The sequence below is a fragment of the Nioella nitratireducens genome (assembly GCF_001879715.1).
GTDB classification, from domain to species: domain Bacteria; phylum Pseudomonadota; class Alphaproteobacteria; order Rhodobacterales; family Rhodobacteraceae; genus Nioella; species Nioella nitratireducens.
On sequence record NZ_MNBW01000002.1, the window covers coordinates 257,816 to 274,508 of the forward strand.

A 16,693-nucleotide genomic window follows, 5' to 3' on the forward strand; every position below is an offset into this window, starting at 1 on the left:
ACCTTAACAGTATGAGGCCACAGTCGGAGCGGCGCGCGCCCCCTCGCCCCCTCCGGCGCAACGAAAGGAGCACAGGCAGTGCCGTCTTTTTCGAACACTCTTGAGCAGGCCATTCACGCCGCGCTGGCGAATGCCAACACCCGGCGCCATGAACTCGCAACTCTCGAACATCTCCTTCTGTCCCTGACCGAGGAACCCGATGCCATAAAGGTCATGAAGGCCTGTAGCGTCGATATCGAGGAGTTGCGCCAAACTCTTGTCACCTTCATCGACGAGGAACTCTCGACGCTGGTGACCGATATCGAAGGTTCCGAGGCGGTGCCGACCGCCGCCTTCCAGCGCGTGATCCAGCGCGCCGCAATCCATGTCCAAAGCTCGGGCCGCACCGAAGTGACCGGTGCCAACGTGCTGGTCGCCATCTTCGCCGAGCGTGAATCCAACGCCGCCTATTTCCTGCAAGAACAGGACATGACCCGGTATGACGCGGTGAATTTCATCGCCCATGGCGTGGCCAAAGACCCCTCGTATGGCGAAGCCCGCCCGATCACAGGGGCCGAGGATGAAGACGACCTGTCCGAAGCCACGTCCGAGGCGACCGTCGATGGCGACGCCAAGGATTCGGCGCTGGCCAAATACTGCGTCGATCTGAACGCGAAATCCCGCAAGGGCGACGTGGACCCGCTGATTGGCCGCGAATCCGAGGTTGAGCGTTGCGTTCAGGTGCTCTGCCGCCGCCGCAAGAACAACCCGCTGCTGGTGGGCGACCCCGGAGTTGGCAAGACCGCCATCGCCGAGGGGTTGGCCAAGAAGATCGTCGAGGGCCAGACCCCCGAGGTGCTGAGCGAGGCGACGATCTATTCGCTCGACATGGGCGCGCTGCTGGCTGGCACCCGTTATCGCGGCGACTTCGAGGAACGGCTCAAGGCGGTCGTGACCGAGTTGGAGGATCACCCCGACGCGATCCTCTTCATCGACGAAATTCACACCGTGATCGGCGCGGGCGCCACCTCTGGTGGGGCGATGGATGCCTCCAACCTGCTCAAGCCCGCGCTTCAGGGCGGCAAGCTGCGCTGCATGGGCTCCACCACCTACAAGGAATTCCGCCAGCATTTCGAAAAGGACCGCGCGCTGAGCCGCCGGTTCCAGAAGATCGACGTGAACGAGCCTTCTGTCGAGGACACGATCAAGATCCTCAAGGGCCTGAAGCCCTATTTCGAAGAGCATCACGACATCAAGTATACCAACGACGCGATCAAGACGGCGGTGGAACTGTCGGCGCGCTACATCAACGACCGCAAACTGCCCGACAAGGCCATCGACGTGATCGACGAGGCCGGAGCGGCGCAGCATCTGGTCGCGGAATCCAAGCGCCGCAAGACCATCAGTCCGAAAGAGATCGAGGCCGTTGTGGCCAAGATCGCCCGCATCCCGCCCAAGAACGTGTCCAAGGACGATGCCGAGGTGCTCAAGGATCTGGAGGCCAGCCTCAAGCGCGTGGTCTTCGGACAAGATGCCGCCATCACCGCGCTGTCCTCGGCCATCAAACTGGCCCGCGCTGGCCTGCGCGAACCGGAAAAGCCCATCGGCAACTACCTGTTCGCGGGTCCGACCGGTGTCGGCAAGACCGAGGTGGCCAAGCAACTGGCCGATACGCTCGGGGTGGAACTGATGCGCTTCGACATGTCGGAATACATGGAAAAGCACGCGGTCAGCCGTCTGATCGGCGCGCCTCCGGGCTATGTCGGCTTTGATCAGGGCGGCCTCTTGACCGATGGCGTCGACCAGCATCCGCATTGCGTGCTGCTGCTGGACGAGATCGAAAAGGCGCACCCGGACGTGTTCAACATCCTGCTTCAGGTGATGGACCACGGCACCCTGACCGACCATAACGGTCGCTCGGTCGATTTCCGCAACGTGGTGCTGATCATGACGTCGAACGCGGGCGCCACCGAACAGGCCAAGGCGGCCATCGGCTTTGGCCGCGACCGGCGCGAGGGCGAAGATACCGCCGCGATCGAACGCACCTTCACGCCCGAATTCCGCAACCGTCTGGACGCGGTCATTTCCTTCGGCCCGCTGCCGAAAGAGGTGATCCTGCAAGTGGTCGAGAAATTCGTGCTGCAACTGGAAGCGCAGTTGATGGATCGCAACGTGACCATCGAGTTGACCAAGCCCGCCGCCGAATGGCTGGCCGACAAGGGCTACGACGACAAGATGGGCGCCCGTCCGCTTGGCCGCGTGATCCAGGAGCATATCAAGAAGCCGCTGGCAGAAGAACTGCTCTTCGGCAAACTGTCCAAGGGCGGCAACGTTCAGGTCGGCGTCAAGGATGGCGAGATCGAGCTGCGCATCGAAGAGCCCGGCGCGCGTCGGCTCACCTCGAAAAAACCGCCACTCCTGACGGCGGACTGATCAACAGGAAAGGCGCCTTGCGGGGCGCCTTTTTCCTGTCAGGGCACCGGATCGCCGGTTGCTGGCGTGTCTTGGCTAAAGACGTTGATCCACCCCGCCCCGGCACGCCGCCAGATCGAACTGACATACATCTCTTCCGGCACGTTTTGCCCGGTGCGCAGGTAGGCCGCCAGATAGGCCAGCAGCACATGGTCCGGCCCCAGCCGCATCAACCGCGTCTCGGAAAGCACATAGCGCGCAACAGTCGGGCCGCCGTCAAGCTGGCCGGTATGGCTGTTCTTGCCCGCAAAACCGTCGGGATAGACGCCCAGAAACTCCTCGGCCAAGGTCACCGCATCGGCCTCGGCATCGCCCGCGACCAGCGCGTCCCATACGCGCCGCTCGCAGGTCAGGATTTGGCCTGGCAACGCCTCTTCAGCCATCAGCGTTCCGTCAGTTTCAACTCGATCCGCCGGTTCTGCGCGCGGCCCTCTTCGGTGTCATTCGAGGCGATGGGGCGAAACTCTCCGAACCCGGTTGCCGCCAGCCGAGCGGGCGGAAAGCCAAGCTCTTCGCTCATATACAGCACCACCGACAGCGCGCGGGCCTGGCTCAATTCCCAGTTATTGGCGTAATCCGCCGTCGGGCGCAGTTGCTGGTTGTCGGTATGGCCATCGACCCGCACGATCCAGTCGATGGACAACGGGATTTCATCGGCCACCTCGAACAACAGATCGGCCACGTTGGCGATCTGTTCCTCACCCGCCGGCGACAGTTCAGCCGACCCCAGATCGAACAGCACTTCCGAGGCAAAGACAAAGCGGTCACCGTCGATCCGCACCCCGTCGCGGCCTTCCAGCAGATCGCGCAGACGTCCGAAGAATTCCGACCGGTAGCGTGACAATTCCTGCGCTTCCTGCGCCAGACGTTCCGCTTCCGCCTCGGCCAGACGGCGGGCTTCCGCCTCGGCTTCGGCCCGTGCGGTTTCCGCTGCAGCGCGGGCATCCCGTTCCGATGCCAACCGGGCCAGTGCCGAATTCAGGTTGGCACCAAGCGCCTCGACCTGAACCTGCGCCTCGGCATCGCTGGCCTGCGAGGCATCGAGCATCCCCTGCAATTGCCGCAATTGGGTGCGCAGGGCTGTCACCTGCTCGTTCAGCGCGGTTATCCGCCTTTGGCTTTCCGCCGAGGCCGCCTCGGCCTGCTGAAGCTCTATATTGGCTTGCGCCAACAGCGCGGCCCGCTGGTCGGCCTCGCTCAACCGGTCCTCGGCCTGCTGTTCGGCCAGCATCTGTGCGCTCAGCGCGGCGGCCAATTGCTGTTCCAGGTCCGATAGCTGGCTGGCCACGTCGTCATTGGCCGCGCGGGCTGCCTCGGACGCGTCCAATTGCTGTTGCAGGGCCGCGATCCGGTCCTCGGCCTCTTGCGCGGCACGATCACGTTCCAGCAGGGCCTGCGCCAAGTCCTGTTCCAGCGAACTCAGGCTGCTCTGGCTGGCCACCAGATCTTCCTGCCGCGCCGCCGCCTCGGCCCGGGCCGCCGCCAGTTGCTGGCGCAAGTCCACGACGATCTGATCCCGGTCCGCCGCCTGCGCCACCGCCGCCGCCAACCGCAATTCCGTCTCCGACAGGCTGGTCTGGACGCTGTCCAATTCCTCTGCCGTGGCATCGCGGGCGGCCTGCACGGCGGTCAGTTGGGCCTGCAAGTCGGTCACCGCTTGATCGGTGTCCTGTGTCGCGGCAAGCGCGGCGGCAAGTTGCGCCTCCAGATCCGACAGCGCCGTTCGGCTGTCGCGCAACTCCGCCGCCGTGTCGTCCCGGTCGGCCCGAATGGCCGCCAACTGTTGCTGAAGGTCGGCCACCGCCTGATCTCGATCCGCTGTGTCGGCCAGGGCGGCGGCAAGCTGGATCTCCAATTCCGACAGGCTGTTCTGCGCGGCCTCAAGCTCGGCCGTGCGGGCGCTGGATTGCGCCTGTGCGGTGGCCAAGTCTTCTTCCAGTGCGGCAATCCGGGTCTGGCTCCGCTGCTCCTGCGCGGTCAGGCGGGCCAGCGCACGCGCCAGTTCCTGTTCCAGCGATGACATGTCCGAGGCCCGGTCCTCGGCCGTCGCCCGCGCCTCGTCCAATGCGGCCTGCGTCGCGGCCAGATCCTCTTGCGTCTGGTCGATCAGGGTCGCGTCACGCGCGCGCGCCGCAAGGGCGAGGGCCAATTGCCCCTCGAGGTCCGACAATCGCCCGGCCTGTTCCGAGGCCGCCTGCACCTGTGTTTCCAGCGTGGCGATCCGGTCCTGCTGCGCGGCCATCTGCTCGCCCTGCGTGGCCAGTTGCTCTGACTGCGCCGTTGTTTCGGCCAGGGCCGAGGCCAGCCGCGCGGCGAAATCCTCGCGCGCCTGATCGGCGGCGGCCAGCAATGTCAGCGTCTCTTCGGCCTCGCGGCGACGCTGTTCCAGCGCCAGCGCCATCGCGCTCAGTTCCGCATCCGATTCCTGCAACCGCGCCCGCAGCGCCTCGGCCGCGGCGGCTTCGGCCAGACGCGCGGCCTCTTCGTCCGACAACTGGTCTTGCGTATCGGCCAGCCGGTCGCGCAGGGCGGCAGCGGCGGCCGCTTCGGCCAACCGCGTGGCCTCTTCGCTGTCGAGATTGGTTTCCAGAACCGAGATCCGTTCGCGCAGCGCGGCAATGGTGGCCTCGCGGGCCAGCCGCGCGGCTTCTTCGTCGCTCAGAGATTGCTCAAGGCCCGCAATCTGCCCCTGCAGCGCGGCGCTTCGATCCTCTTCGTCCGACAGCGCCGCCAGCGCCGCCGTCAGGTTGTCCTGCAAGGTGCCCGCGGTCGTCCGCTGATCGTCCAGCGCGGCCAGCGTATCGGCAAGGCTGGCCTGCTGCTCGGCGTTGCGGGCGCGCAAATCCTCGACCAGTGCGTCCAGCGCCTCGCGTTCCGCAGCCGCCAGCCGGGCCTGCTCGGCGGCGGCATCAATCTCATCCCGCGCCGTGGCCAACGCAAGGTTCAGCGCGTCCGCTTCCGACAGGCTGTCGGTCAGGTCGGCCCGCAACGAGTCTCGCTGATCGGTCAGGTCGGCATTGGCCGACAACAGCGCAGCCACCCGATCCTCGAAATTGGCGATCTGGGTGGCCTGCGCATCATTCTGCGTGTTGAGCGACAGGATCAAGGAAGCCTGCCGTTCCACCTCGTCCTGCGACTCTGACAGGCTAGAGCCAAGCGTCGCCACCCGCTGCTCCAACTGCGCCGTGCGCTGTTGTTCCAGGCCCAGGGAATCCGCCAACTGGTTGAGTTGCGCGTTGAGCGCGTTCAACTCGTCATCTTGGTTATTGATGGTTTCCGACAGCACGAACTGCACGATCATGAAGATCGTCAGCACGAAGATCATCACCATCAGAAGCGCGGTGATGGCATCCACGAAGCCCGGCCAGATCGAGGCGGCAAATCGGCTCCCGCTGCGGCGGTGGAAGGCCATGGATCAGCCCTCTTGCGGCGGGGTCGAAGCTGGACGGGCGGCGGGTTGCTGTTGGGCACGTTGGGCCCGGCGCGGTTGCGAGGCCGAGCGCGTCAACTCGCGCAACGCCTCTGTCAGCGACCCGAGGTCTTCGCGCAGCGCGCCGATTTCCGCTTGCCGGGCGCTGCCCATTTCCTCGAATATCTTCAGCAGTTGCACGTCGATAGAGCGCAGCCGCATCCGGCTTTCGGCATCCAGCCCCTGTTCGCCCGAGCTTTCGGAAATCACTTCCGCCAACCGTTCCTGCGACGCCGACAACCGCTCTGTCGCGGCAACCTGCCCCGGCCCCAGCCGTTCGGCCAGCGAGCCAAGCACCCCGGTCAATTCGCCAAGCCGGGCTTCGGTATCCGCATGGCGCGCCTCGGATTGCGTGAACAGCCCCTGTAACGTGTCGATCTGGTCGACCATGTGGTCCAGCACCGTGGCAATCGCGGCGCGGTCCAGCCCGCCGCCTTCGCCGTCGCCCGAGGAAAAACTGACCCGCGTGATCGTCGACAACCACTCTTCCATCTCGCGGTAAAACCGGTTCTGCCCATGTCCGGCAAACAGCTCCAGCAGGCCAACAACCAACGACCCAGCAAGACCAAGAAGCGACGAGGCAAAGGCCGTGCCCATGCCGCCCAACTGGTTTTCCAGCCCGCCCATCAGGCGCGAAAACACCTCGACCCCGGAATCGTCGGCGCTAGGTTGCAACGAGCGGATCGTATCCACGACGGCCGGCACCGTGGTGGCCAGCCCGTAGAATGTGCCAAGCAGGCCCAGAAAGATCAGCAGGCTGGTCAGGTAGCGCGTGATATCGCGCGCCTCTTCCATCCGCGCACCGACCGAGTCGAGCGACGAGCGCGCCGAACTGGAGGTCAGTTGCAGGCGTGATCCGCGTTGCTGAAAAATTCCGCTCAACGCTGCCAAAAGGCGCGGCGGCTTGCGATCTTCGGTCCCGGTGCCCGAGGCGATCCCCTCGATCCACGAGATCGACGAGAAAAGCTGGATCACCTGCCAGAAACAGGCCAGCACGCCGAAGACGAAGACCACCCCGATGATGCCGTTAAGGAACTTGTTGGCCAGGAACACAGGCGCAACGCTGGGGAAGACGAAAAAGGTGCCCACACCTACAAGTCCGCAGACCATCAGCATGATGAGGATCTGTCGGATCGGTTGGGTAAAGCGCGGCGCGTCTGGTCTGCTCGTCACGGTCTCTGGCCATTGCCGTTTCTATGTCGGCACCCTACCCGGCAAACCCTGCTCTGCCAAGCGTTGTGCCGCCGCGCAGCATGACGAACCGGCCCGTCACGCGGATTTGATCGCCCGCACCCGCTCCACCAGCCAGTTCAGGTCGTCATCGGCAAGGTTCAGCTCGGCCAGATGGCTGGCGGTGTTGTGCAGATACTCGTCATTGGGTCCACGCCCGCCAACCGCATGGGCAATGATCTGTGCCTGATCCTCAAGCGCCATTCCGGCAACATACTGCACATGATGCGGGTCGATCACATAGGTCAGGGCCGTCGCCTCGCCGCCCGCGTGAAAGGTGATCGGCACGTTGCGTTCCAGATAGGCCGAAGAGATCAGTTCCCGCTCGCGCAGGTAGGCGATGGTCGGCTCTTCCAGTCCCGGCGTGACGCGAAAGGCCACGCCGTCGCAGTGGGCGCCGTCAGCCGCGTCCAGCGCCAACACCAGCCCCGGCTGGTCCTCGGTGCCGCGATGGTGGATCGACCTCATGCAGAACGACCTGTGCCAGCCCGGCAACCGCGCAATGCGCGTCTCGGCCACGTCGAAGCCGGGATTCCAGATCAGCGATCCGTAGCCGAATACCCACAATTCGTCTTGCGCCATGTGCCTGCCTTCATGTCCTCTGGTCAGCGTTGTCGCCCCCCGTATATGCAGGGAAAGGGCCAAGGGAAAGCAGGAGACCCGCGCGTGAAACACCTCGTTCGCCTGATGGCCGCGCTTGCGCTGCTCTGGTCCCTGCTCTGGATTGCGGGTTCTGTCACCGTTGAACGGCTGGTGGCGGGCTGGCTTGACCAGCAGGGCCGTGCCGGGTGGGTCGTGGGGTACGAAACGCTTGGCACCTCGGGCTATCCCCTGCGTTTTGACACCCGCCTGACAGACCTGCGTCTGGCCGACCCCGCAACCGGATGGGCGTGGACCGCGCCCGAATTGCACCTCGACCAATTCAGCGCCCGCCCTCTTGCCATCCGGGCGATCTGGCCCTCGGCGCAGAGCTTCGCCACGCCGTTCGAGACGATCACGATCACCGCCGACCGGATGGAATCCCTGTTGCATGTGCAAGCGCGCTCCGATCTGGCGCTCAACAGGTCCGAGACGATCTTCAACCGTGTCGCCATGCGCTCCGATCTCGGCTGGTCCAGCGCCATTGACAGCGCCACCCTGCGCTTTTCCCTGCGCGATGAGCCGGGCCACCGCTACGACCTGCGCTTCGACGCCGAGGGATTTGTGCCGACCGGGCAGCTTTTGGCCCTGCTCGACCCCGCGGGGCTGCTGCCGCAGCAGGTCGATCGCTTTCGCCTGTCTGCCGTGACCGCCTTTGACCGACCATGGGATTTGACCGCGCTAGAGGTGTCGCGTCCGAACGTCACCCGGCTGGAGCTGGAAGAAATGCGCGCCGAATGGGGTGATCTGGCTTTGCGCGTCTCGGGCACGCTGGATGTCGACCCCCAGGGCCTGCCGACCGGCAACCTGTCGGTCCGCGCGCAGAACTGGCGCGAAATGGTGACGCTTGGCGCCAATGCCGGCGCGATCCCCGATGGTTTTCGCGGCACGCTGGAAACCGGCCTGTCCCTGATGGCGGGGCTGTCAGGCCGGCCCGAAGACCTCGACGCGACCCTGCGATTTGCCGAGGGGCAAGTCTATTTCGGACCGATCCCGCTCGGCCCGGTGCCGCGGCTCGTGCTGCGATAATCTTCCGCGCCACCGGATCAAGGGCCAGAAAATTTCAAAACTGTGCACATACGCACAAATCTTCGGTCAAACATGCCAGTTTCATGCACAACCGCAGAGACCTATCTCCTGTATCAGAAGGCGCACCGCACAGCGTCTCAGGCATAACACTTTGAAGTTAAAAGGAGACTGGTTATGAAAACCATCGCACTCACCACCGCTTTCGCTCTGGCACTGACCGCACCGGCCTTTGCCCAAGACACGCTGGCCCAAGGTCTGGATGTCACTTCCAACGCCTACACCACCGCCGAGCTGATCCAACTGCGCGAGGCCGTCCAGAACGGCGATCAACAGCGTATCGCCTTCCTCCAGCAAGGTGCCAACCCGGTGACGCCGGGGGCCGGGCAGGCTTTGGCCGCATCGCTTGGCGTGAACGCCTCCAACTACTCGCTGCCGCAACTGATCGAGCTGCGCACGGCGCTTGAGGCCAACGACACCAACCGCGTGAACTTCCTGCTCAATGGCGGCAGCGAAGTGATCTCGACCCAAGGCCGGTCCAGCACCTACGAGACTGCCCGTGCCATTCTGGCCGACGGCGACCTGTGATCGTCTGATCATCGGCCTTCGGGCCGAGTGTCGAGTGTCGAAACCCGACCGACAAGATACCCCGGTGCCTGCGCACCGGGGTATTTTTCGTCTCTCTGCGCCGCCCCGTGTCCAGTTCTTACAAACCGTCGCTCAAAACCTTACAAACTTGCGCCCTGACGCACAGATGTCAGGGTTCTCTTCTGCCTTTTAGCGATTTCTGCAGGGCCTTATCTCCTGTCTCACAAGACGCACCGCAGCGTCTTTCGCAGATCCACATGATCCCAAGGAGATCCCAAATGAAAACCGTCATCCTCGCAACCACCCTCGTCATGACCCTCGCGGCCCCGGTGTTCGCGTCCAACACGCTGTCCCAAGGGCTGGACGTCGCGCCCGGCGCCTACACCAACGCCCAACTGATCCAGTTGCGCGAAGCTGTCCAGAACGGCGACCAGCAGCGCATCGCCTTCATCGAACACGGCCACGCAAACACCGCGACGACGACCACGGTGGACGACCTCGCCGCCTCGCTTGGTGTCAGCCCCGCCGATTACAGCCTGTCGCAACTGATCGAACTGCGGAACGCGGCGGAAAATGGCAACAGGGCCGAGGTCTCGTACCTGCGCAACGAGATCCACGAACCGGTCTCGGCACAGTCAAGCGCCCATGCACGCGACGTGGCCTTCCAGCTTCTCGGCCGCCATCACAAATCCTGACCACAAGACGGGGCATCCCGCTCCCTTGCCCTCGCGCTCCCGGTGCCCTTGGCGCCGGGGGCTTCGCTTTACCTGCAATACGCGCCGCCACGATATGACGCCGCGTCGAGGTGAAAGTGGTTGCGGTGATAGCGGTCTGAATTGGGCCCCAGAACCGTGCCGAACGTGCCGCAGGCCCCCGAATGCAATTGCCGCAGAATACGCCCTTCCGTCCCGGACCCCCAGTCGTCCAGAACCGAAATCTCGCTGCCATTGACCAACCCGACCGCCGCGATATCCACGGCGTTTCCGGTCGCATGTTCCGACAGCCGCGCACCGGGCTGGTTGTTCCGCGTCCGGCAGGAATAGGAGGCGATCACCCGCAACGAGGCGACGCCACCCCCGTGCCGTCCGACCGTCGGAATAACCGTGTCGTTCAGCCAGTCCCGTAGCGCAAGCGCCGCATCGCAATTGATCGTCGCAGGCTGCGTCAGGGGGATGCCGTCGATCTCGCGCACCCGCACCGGCGCGGAAATCCCGCAGCCGTTGATGCGGCCGGGGATCGGCTCCAGCACATCGCCCACCATGCCGCGTTGTCCGCAAAGCGCCCCGCGCTGCCCCGGCTGCGTCACCCGCCCCGGTGTGGCCCGCGTGGCGCTGACCCGTGCCGCTTGGATGATCGCATCGGGCCGAGGCAGGGGCCGCGGGGAAACCGCGACCGCCGCCCCCGACGAATAATTGCGCCCGGGTGGCCCGCCAAGCAACGCCAGCAGCCCCTGAGGCGGGCGGGATGGGGCGGTTGCAGGCAAGTCCGGCGGCAAGGGTTCCCCCCCCGACCGCAGCGGCGTCACCTGCGCACCGATGCCGGGGCGCAAGACGGGCCGTTGCGATTGCGCCGGTGCCAGACGGGTTGCGCGCACCGTGATCACGACAGGGCCAGAGGGCGTGGTCACACCGTCTTCGGGCGCGTCCGGCTCTGTCCCGACACCGGGGCGCGGATCGGGCCGCACGGACGTGGCCGGCGCGTCGGCCAGGGCCGGGCAGGTCGCAAGCAGACAGACCAGCAGCGCCGCCCGCGCCCGCCTCATCCCTCGCCCTCCTCCTTGCGCGTCTTCACGCGGCCAAAGTCCGGCGCGTCGGTATCCTGCCCCGCCTCGATAATCCCGCGCCGGATCGCCCGCGTCCGTGTGAAATAGTCGAACAGTGCATCGCCATCGCCCATGCGGATCGCCCGTTGCAGCACGAACAGCTCTTCGGTGAAACGCCCGAGGATATCCAGCGTCGCCTCCTTGTTGGTCAGGAACACGTCGCGCCACATGGTCGGGTCGCTGGCGGCAATCCGGGTGAAATCGCGGAACCCGGCGGCGGAATACTTGATGACCTCGCTTTCGGTCACGCGGCGCAGGTGATCGGCCACGCCCACCATCGTGTAGGCAATCAGGTGCGGCGTGTGCGACGTCACGGCCAGCACCAGATCATGATGCTCGGCCTCCATCTCTTCGACCAGGGCGCCCATGCCTTCCCACAGCGCGCGCAACCGCGCCACCGCCTCGGGCGTGCTGCCCTCGACCGGGGTCAGCAGGGTGTAGCGGTTCTCGAACAACGCGGCGAAACCCGAGCGCGGCCCGGAATGTTCCGTTCCCGCCAGCGGGTGGCCGGGGATGAAATGCACGCCCTCGGGCAGATGCGGGCCGACCTGATCGACCACGTCCTTCTTGACCGAGCCCACATCCGTGACCGTTGCGCCGGGGGCCAGGTGCGGGCCGATCTCTTCGGCCACGCGCCCCATGGCCCCAACGGGAACGGCCAACACGACCAGATCGGCACCCTCGACCGCCTCGGCCGCCGTGGCAACCACCCGGTCGCACAGCCCGATCTCTTCCGCCACGGCCCGCGTCCCGGACGAGCGGGCGGTGCCAACGATCTCTCCGGCCAGCCCGCCACGACGCATGGCATGGGCCATCGACCCGGCAATCAGCCCAAGCCCGATCAGGGCCACACGTTGGTAGATCACGCTCATGCCACGCCTCCGAAATCGGCCATTGCATCCAGCACGCGGGTCACGTCACCCTCGGACCCGACGGTGATGCGGATACAGTCGGGCAGACCATAGCCCGCCACCAGCCGCACGATGATCCCCTTGGCCTTCAGATGCGCATCGGCGGCCTTGGCCGTTTCGACATCGCCCATCCGGCACAGGATGAAATTCCCCTCGGACGGATCGGACGGGAACCCAAGCGCCGCCAGTCCCTCGGCCAGTCGCTTGCGCTGCGTCGTGTTCACCGCGCGGCAATGGTCCACGTAATCGGTGTCGCGGATCGCCGCCTCGGCCCCCGCCAGCGCCAACGTCGACAGGTTGAACGGCCCGCGCACGCGGTTAAGCACGTCGATGACCTCGCGCGGTGCATAGCCCCACCCGACCCGCAGCCCGCCAAGCCCGTAGATCTTGGAAAAGGTCCGGGTCATCACCACGGTATCCCGCGCATCGACCAAGGCCGCGCCGCCATCGAACCTATCCACATATTCCGCGTAGGCCCCGTCGAGGATCAGCAAGCAGTTTTCCGGCAGCCCATCGGCCAGCCGTGCCACCTCGTTGCCGCCGATCATGGTGCCGGTAGGGTTGTTGGGATTGGCGATAAAAACAAGCCGCGTGCGGCTCGTGACCTTGTCCAGGATCGCATCCACGTCCACGCACCGTTCCCGCTCCGGCGCGACGACGGGCGTCGCCCCGGCCGCCAGGGCCGAAATCTTGTACATCAGGAAGCCGTGTTCGGTATACAGCACCTCGTCCCCCGGCCCGGCATAGGCCTGGCACAGGAACGTGATGATCTCATCCGATCCCACGCCACAAATGATCCGATCCGCGTCCAGCCCGTGCACGTCGGCGATCGCCGCGCGCAGGGCGGCGTGGTCGGTCGAGGGGTATTTATGCATGTCGCCCGCCGCCGCCTGAACAGCTTCGACCGCCTTGGGACTGGGCCCAAACGGGTTCTCGTTCGACGAAAGCTTCAGCGGTGTGTCCTGCCCCGCGATAGAGGCGCTGCCCCCCTGATAGAGCGCGATCTCCATGATGCCGGGTTGCGGGCGGATCTGGGTCATGGTCCTCGACCTTCTGGAAAATTACCCGCGCCTTGTAGCCGCCCGGCCCGCCCTTGGGAACCACCGCATTGCCGCGCCCGGCCGGGATGGCACGCTTTCCGGCGGCTGTCTGCCGCCTGCCCACCGGAAAAGCTGCCTGGCGGGCCGCCAGGCTTAACCCCGTCTTAACCCCTCCCTGCCATGCTTGGCCGCAGGTATACCGACTCTCCAACGTGGCTCCGGTCTGCCCTGTCCCCAAAGACCACCCGATGAGGGTGCAGGACGACATGGCTCCGACAGCGCTTGCAAATGACCACATGGCCACGCCCACGTCCGGGCGGCGCCGCCCCTTTTCGCCGATGCGGGTCCACCCAGCCAAATGCGTGCCCCGTCCCCCCGGCTGCGAGACCCCCGCCACCGCCCGACGCCCTTGCCCGATGTCCGGGTCGGGCTTGACCTGTCCGCAACCCCTCGTCGGCCTTCTTCTTGGCAAAAATACTCTCGGGGGAGCGCGAGGGGGCCCGAGGCCCCCTCGCCTTGGTCGGCGCCGTCAGGCGACGATCCCACTTTCAATAAAAGCTCTGCGGGTCGATATCGACGCTCAGCCGCAGATTGCCCGGCAGTTTCACCCCGCCCAGCCACTGCCGCAACGCGCCTTGGATGGGCGCCCCCTTTGGCGCTTTCACCAACAGCCGCACCCGGTGGCGCCCCCGAATGCGCGCGATCGGGGCCGGGGCCGGGCCAAAGACCTGTCCGTCAATCGCCCGGATCGGCGCGTCGGCGCGCGCCAGATGCGTGCCAAGGTCAAAGGCCGCCGCCGCCTCGGGCGCGGAAATCACGATTCCGGCCAGCCGCCCAAAGGGGGGCATTCCCGTCGCCCTGCGTTCCTCGGCCTCGGCCTTCCAGAACCCTTCCTCGTCCCCCGACAGGATCGCGCGGATCACCGGGTGTTCGGGCTGAAAGGTCTGCAACAGCGCGGTTCCCGGCCTTTCCGCCCGACCCGCGCGCCCCGCCACCTGCCGCATCAGTTGAAAGGTCCGCTCCGCCGCGCGCAGGTCAGACCCTTGCAGGCCCAGATCCGCGTCGATCACACCGACCAGCGTCAACCGGGGGAAGTTGTGCCCCTTGGCCACCAGCTGCGTGCCGATGATGATGTCGGTCTCGCCCTCGGCGATCTCGGCGATCCGTGCCTTTAGGGCGCGGGCTGACCCGAACAGGTCCGACGACAGCACCGCCTGTGTCGCGTTCGGAAACAGCGCCGCCGCCTCTTCCGCCAGCCGTTCCACCCCCGGCCCCACCGGGGCCATCTTGCCCTCGACACCGCAGCTCGGGCAGGCCTCGGGCATCGGCTTGGTTTCGCCGCATTGGTGGCACATCAACCGTTTCAGGAACCGGTGTTCCACCATCCGCGCGTCGCAGAAATCGCAGCCCACCTGTTCGCCGCAGGCCCGGCAGATCGTCACCGGCGCATAGCCGCGCCGGTTGAGGAACAAGAGCGCCTGTTCGCCTTTCTCCATCCGCGACTCGACCGCGCGGTGCAGCGACGGCGATATCCAGCGGCTGCCCGGCAGGTCTTCGGCCCGCATGTCGATGGCACGCATATCGGGCATGACGGCTGGGCCGAACCGATCGGTCAGGTCGATCCGGGTATATTTCCCCGACTCGGCGTTCCACCAGCTTTCAAGCGAGGGCGTGGCCGAGGCCAGAACCACCTGCGCGTCAGTCAGCGACGCCCGCAGAACCGACATGTCCCGCGCGTTGTAAAGCGCGCCATCCTCTTGCTTGTATGACGTGTCATGCTCTTCATCGACCACGATCAGCCCAAGGTCGCGGAAGGGCAGGTAGAGCGCCGAGCGCGCGCCCACCACCAACTGCGCGCCCCCCTGCCCGACCATGCGCCAGCAGCGGCGGCGTTCGGTCATGGTGACGCCGGAATGCCATTCCGCCGGCTCCGCGCCGAAGCGCTGTTTCACACGGGTCAGGAACTCTGACGTCAGCGCGATCTCGGGCAGCAGCACCAGGGCCTGCCGCCCCTTGCGCAGGGTTTCCGCGACGGCCTCCAGATAGACCTCGGTCTTGCCCGATCCGGTCACGCCTTTCAGCAGCGTGGTGCCATAGACCCGCTCCGAAATCCCCTCGCAGATGCGGGCAGAGGCCGCCGCCTGCGCCGCGGTCAGCTCTTTTCCCGGTCGCTGCGGGTCGAGCGTCAGGTAAGGCGCATCGCGCGGCGTGTCGATCTCGTCCACCGCACCCTGCTTGACCAGCCCCTTGATGACCGAGGAACTGACCCCCGCCATGTCCGACAGCTCTCCAAGGGTAAAGCTCTGCCCGCCATATTCCTCCAGCACCGCGATCACGCGGGTGCGGGCATCGGTCATGCGATCGGGCGTGTCATACCCGATGCGATAGAGTTTGCGCATCGAGGGCGGATCGGCCAGCCCCGGCGCGCGGGTGGCCAGCCGCAGCATCTGCGACATCGGCGTCAGCGTGTAAGACCCGACCCGGCCAAGGAACTCTCGCATCTCGGCGCGCATCGGCGCGACATCCAGCACCTTCAGCACCTGCCGGATTTTCGCCGGGTTCCAATCGCCCCGCCCCGGCGCCCAGACGACACCCAGAACCTTGCGCGGCCCCAGCGGCACCTGCACATAGGCGCCCAACCAGCAGCCGCCCTCGGGCGCCTTGTAATCCAGCACCCGGTCCAGCGGTTCCGCCGTCAGCACGCCCACGAGCGTATCTTCCTCGAAAAATTCCTGTGTCGATTCAGTCATCTGATGTTAGCGGTAACAACTACGGGGTTTCCGGCATGCTGGTCCTGAGGTAAGAGACGCGCGAGCCGTCTCACGAACCCAAGGGATAAACCAATGAAATTCTTTGTCGACTCCGCCGAAGTGGATGCCATTGCCGAACTCAACGATCTGGGGCTGGTCGATGGCGTCACGACAAACCCGTCTCTGATCCTGAAATCAGGCCGCGATATCCTCGAAGTGACCAAGGAAATCTGCGACATGGTCGATGGCCCGGTCTCGGCAGAGGTCGTGGCGCTGGAGGCCGACGCGATGATCGCCGAGGGCCGCAAGCTGGCCGACATCGCCGAAAACATCTGCATCAAAGTGCCGCTGACCCTCGATGGGCTCAAGGCCTGCCGGGTGCTGTCGGGCGAGGGGCACAAGCTGAACGTCACGCTGTGCTTTTCCGCCAACCAGGCACTTTTGGCGGCGAAAGCGGGGGCAACCTATATCTCGCCCTTCATCGGTCGCCTCGACGATCAGAACATCGACGGGATGGAGCTGATCGCCGACATCCGCACGATTTACGACAACTACGATTTCGAGACGCAGATTCTTGCTGCCTCGATCCGGTCGGCAAACCACATGAAAGAGGCCGCCCTGATCGGTGCCGACGTGGCCACCGCGCCGCCCGCCGTCATCAAGGCGATGGCCAACCATGTGCTGACGGACAAGGGCCTTGATGGCTTCATGAAGGACTGGGCAAAAACAGGGCAGAAAATCCTGTAAACATCGTGTAAGGTCTGCCC

At 65.4% G+C, this 16,693-nt stretch carries 13 protein-coding genes; 5 read left to right on the plus strand and 8 right to left on the minus strand.

Going from position 1 to position 16,693, the window contains the following annotated elements:
• Window positions 1-78: 78 nt before the first annotated feature.
• On the plus strand, window positions 79-2,412 hold the full coding sequence (clpA, locus tag BKY27_RS02770; protein WP_071672898.1) for an ATP-dependent Clp protease ATP-binding subunit ClpA: 2,334 nt from the start codon (window positions 79-81) through the stop codon (window positions 2,410-2,412).
• 38 nt (window positions 2,413-2,450) lie between these two features.
• Here clpA and BKY27_RS02775 read toward each other — a convergent pair whose 3' ends face one another.
• The 4 genes from BKY27_RS02775 to BKY27_RS02790 form a co-directional block, all read right to left on the minus strand.
• On the minus strand, window positions 2,451-2,834 hold the full coding sequence (locus BKY27_RS02775; protein ID WP_071672899.1) for a nuclear transport factor 2 family protein: 384 nt from the start codon (window positions 2,832-2,834) through the stop codon (window positions 2,451-2,453).
• The gene (locus tag BKY27_RS02780; RefSeq protein ID WP_071672900.1) at window positions 2,834-5,863 is read right to left on the minus strand and encodes a peptidoglycan -binding protein; all 3,030 of its coding nucleotides are present in this window, start codon (window positions 5,861-5,863) and stop codon (window positions 2,834-2,836) included. The genes BKY27_RS02775 and BKY27_RS02780 overlap by 1 nt, the downstream gene beginning before the upstream one ends.
• Window positions 5,864-5,866: 3 nt before the next feature.
• Window positions 5,867-7,036, minus strand: coding sequence for a biopolymer transporter ExbB (locus tag BKY27_RS02785; RefSeq protein WP_084667826.1), 1,170 nt, complete (start codon window positions 7,034-7,036; stop codon window positions 5,867-5,869).
• 153 nt (window positions 7,037-7,189) lie between these two features.
• On the minus strand, window positions 7,190-7,732 hold the full coding sequence (locus BKY27_RS02790; RefSeq protein WP_071672902.1) for a gamma-glutamylcyclotransferase: 543 nt from the start codon (window positions 7,730-7,732) through the stop codon (window positions 7,190-7,192).
• A gap of 84 nt (window positions 7,733-7,816) precedes the next feature.
• Here BKY27_RS02790 and BKY27_RS02795 point away from each other — a divergent pair, with 84 nt between their 5' ends.
• From BKY27_RS02795 to BKY27_RS02805, 3 genes are all read left to right on the plus strand, one after another.
• Window positions 7,817-8,818 carry a DUF2125 domain-containing protein gene (locus BKY27_RS02795; protein ID WP_158514954.1) on the plus strand — a complete coding sequence of 334 codons (1,002 nt, stop codon included), beginning with the start codon at window positions 7,817-7,819 and terminating at the stop codon, window positions 8,816-8,818.
• A 174-nt stretch (window positions 8,819-8,992) separates the two neighbouring features.
• The gene (locus BKY27_RS02800) at window positions 8,993-9,403 is read left to right on the plus strand and encodes a hypothetical protein (protein ID WP_071672904.1); all 411 of its coding nucleotides are present in this window, start codon (window positions 8,993-8,995) and stop codon (window positions 9,401-9,403) included.
• Between the two features lie 278 nt (window positions 9,404-9,681).
• The gene (locus tag BKY27_RS02805) at window positions 9,682-10,098 is read left to right on the plus strand and encodes a hypothetical protein (RefSeq protein ID WP_071672905.1); all 417 of its coding nucleotides are present in this window, start codon (window positions 9,682-9,684) and stop codon (window positions 10,096-10,098) included.
• A 68-nt stretch (window positions 10,099-10,166) separates the two neighbouring features.
• On the opposite strand, the gene BKY27_RS02810 is transcribed toward BKY27_RS02805, so the two are convergent.
• The 4 genes from BKY27_RS02810 to BKY27_RS02825 all read right to left on the minus strand — a co-directional run bounded on the left by BKY27_RS02810 (window position 10,167) and on the right by BKY27_RS02825 (window position 15,926).
• Window positions 10,167-11,165, minus strand: coding sequence for an extensin-like domain-containing protein (locus BKY27_RS02810; RefSeq protein WP_071672906.1), 999 nt, complete (start codon window positions 11,163-11,165; stop codon window positions 10,167-10,169).
• Window positions 11,162-12,097, minus strand: coding sequence for a prephenate/arogenate dehydrogenase family protein (locus BKY27_RS02815; protein WP_071672907.1), 936 nt, complete (start codon window positions 12,095-12,097; stop codon window positions 11,162-11,164). Before BKY27_RS02815 ends, BKY27_RS02810 begins: the two co-directional genes overlap by 4 nt.
• Window positions 12,094-13,176: a histidinol-phosphate transaminase gene (gene hisC, locus BKY27_RS02820; RefSeq protein WP_071672908.1), complete on the minus strand. Its 1,083-nt coding sequence runs from the start codon at window positions 13,174-13,176 to the stop codon at window positions 12,094-12,096. The genes BKY27_RS02815 and hisC overlap by 4 nt, the downstream gene beginning before the upstream one ends.
• A gap of 548 nt (window positions 13,177-13,724) precedes the next feature.
• On the minus strand, window positions 13,725-15,926 hold the full coding sequence (locus BKY27_RS02825) for a primosomal protein N' (protein WP_071672909.1): 2,202 nt from the start codon (window positions 15,924-15,926) through the stop codon (window positions 13,725-13,727).
• A gap of 93 nt (window positions 15,927-16,019) precedes the next feature.
• Between BKY27_RS02825 and fsa the strand changes: the two genes are divergently transcribed.
• Window positions 16,020-16,673, plus strand: coding sequence for a fructose-6-phosphate aldolase (gene fsa / locus BKY27_RS02830; RefSeq protein ID WP_071672910.1), 654 nt, complete (start codon window positions 16,020-16,022; stop codon window positions 16,671-16,673).
• The last annotated feature ends 20 nt before the right edge of the window (window positions 16,674-16,693 follow it).

What these genes read in the sequence shown, in the direction of transcription:
- BKY27_RS02825 (WP_071672909.1), bottom strand. Translation starts at nt 15,926, where the DNA reads ATGACTGAATCGACACAGGAATTTTTCGAGGAAGATACGCTCGTGGGC.
- fsa (WP_071672910.1), top strand. Translation starts at nt 16,020, where the DNA reads ATGAAATTCTTTGTCGACTCCGCCGAAGTGGATGCCATTGCCGAACTC.
- BKY27_RS02805 (WP_071672905.1), top strand. Translation starts at nt 9,682, where the DNA reads ATGAAAACCGTCATCCTCGCAACCACCCTCGTCATGACCCTCGCGGCC.
- BKY27_RS02780 (WP_071672900.1), bottom strand. Translation starts at nt 5,863, where the DNA reads ATGGCCTTCCACCGCCGCAGCGGGAGCCGATTTGCCGCCTCGATCTGG.
- BKY27_RS02785 (WP_084667826.1), bottom strand. Translation starts at nt 7,036, where the DNA reads ATGCTGATGGTCTGCGGACTTGTAGGTGTGGGCACCTTTTTCGTCTTC.
- BKY27_RS02775 (WP_071672899.1), bottom strand. Translation starts at nt 2,834, where the DNA reads ATGGCTGAAGAGGCGTTGCCAGGCCAAATCCTGACCTGCGAGCGGCGC.
- hisC (WP_071672908.1), bottom strand. Translation starts at nt 13,176, where the DNA reads ATGACCCAGATCCGCCCGCAACCCGGCATCATGGAGATCGCGCTCTAT.
- BKY27_RS02810 (WP_071672906.1), bottom strand. Translation starts at nt 11,165, where the DNA reads ATGAGGCGGGCGCGGGCGGCGCTGCTGGTCTGTCTGCTTGCGACCTGC.
- BKY27_RS02790 (WP_071672902.1), bottom strand. Translation starts at nt 7,732, where the DNA reads ATGGCGCAAGACGAATTGTGGGTATTCGGCTACGGATCGCTGATCTGG.
- BKY27_RS02815 (WP_071672907.1), bottom strand. Translation starts at nt 12,097, where the DNA reads ATGAGCGTGATCTACCAACGTGTGGCCCTGATCGGGCTTGGGCTGATT.
- BKY27_RS02800 (WP_071672904.1), top strand. Translation starts at nt 8,993, where the DNA reads ATGAAAACCATCGCACTCACCACCGCTTTCGCTCTGGCACTGACCGCA.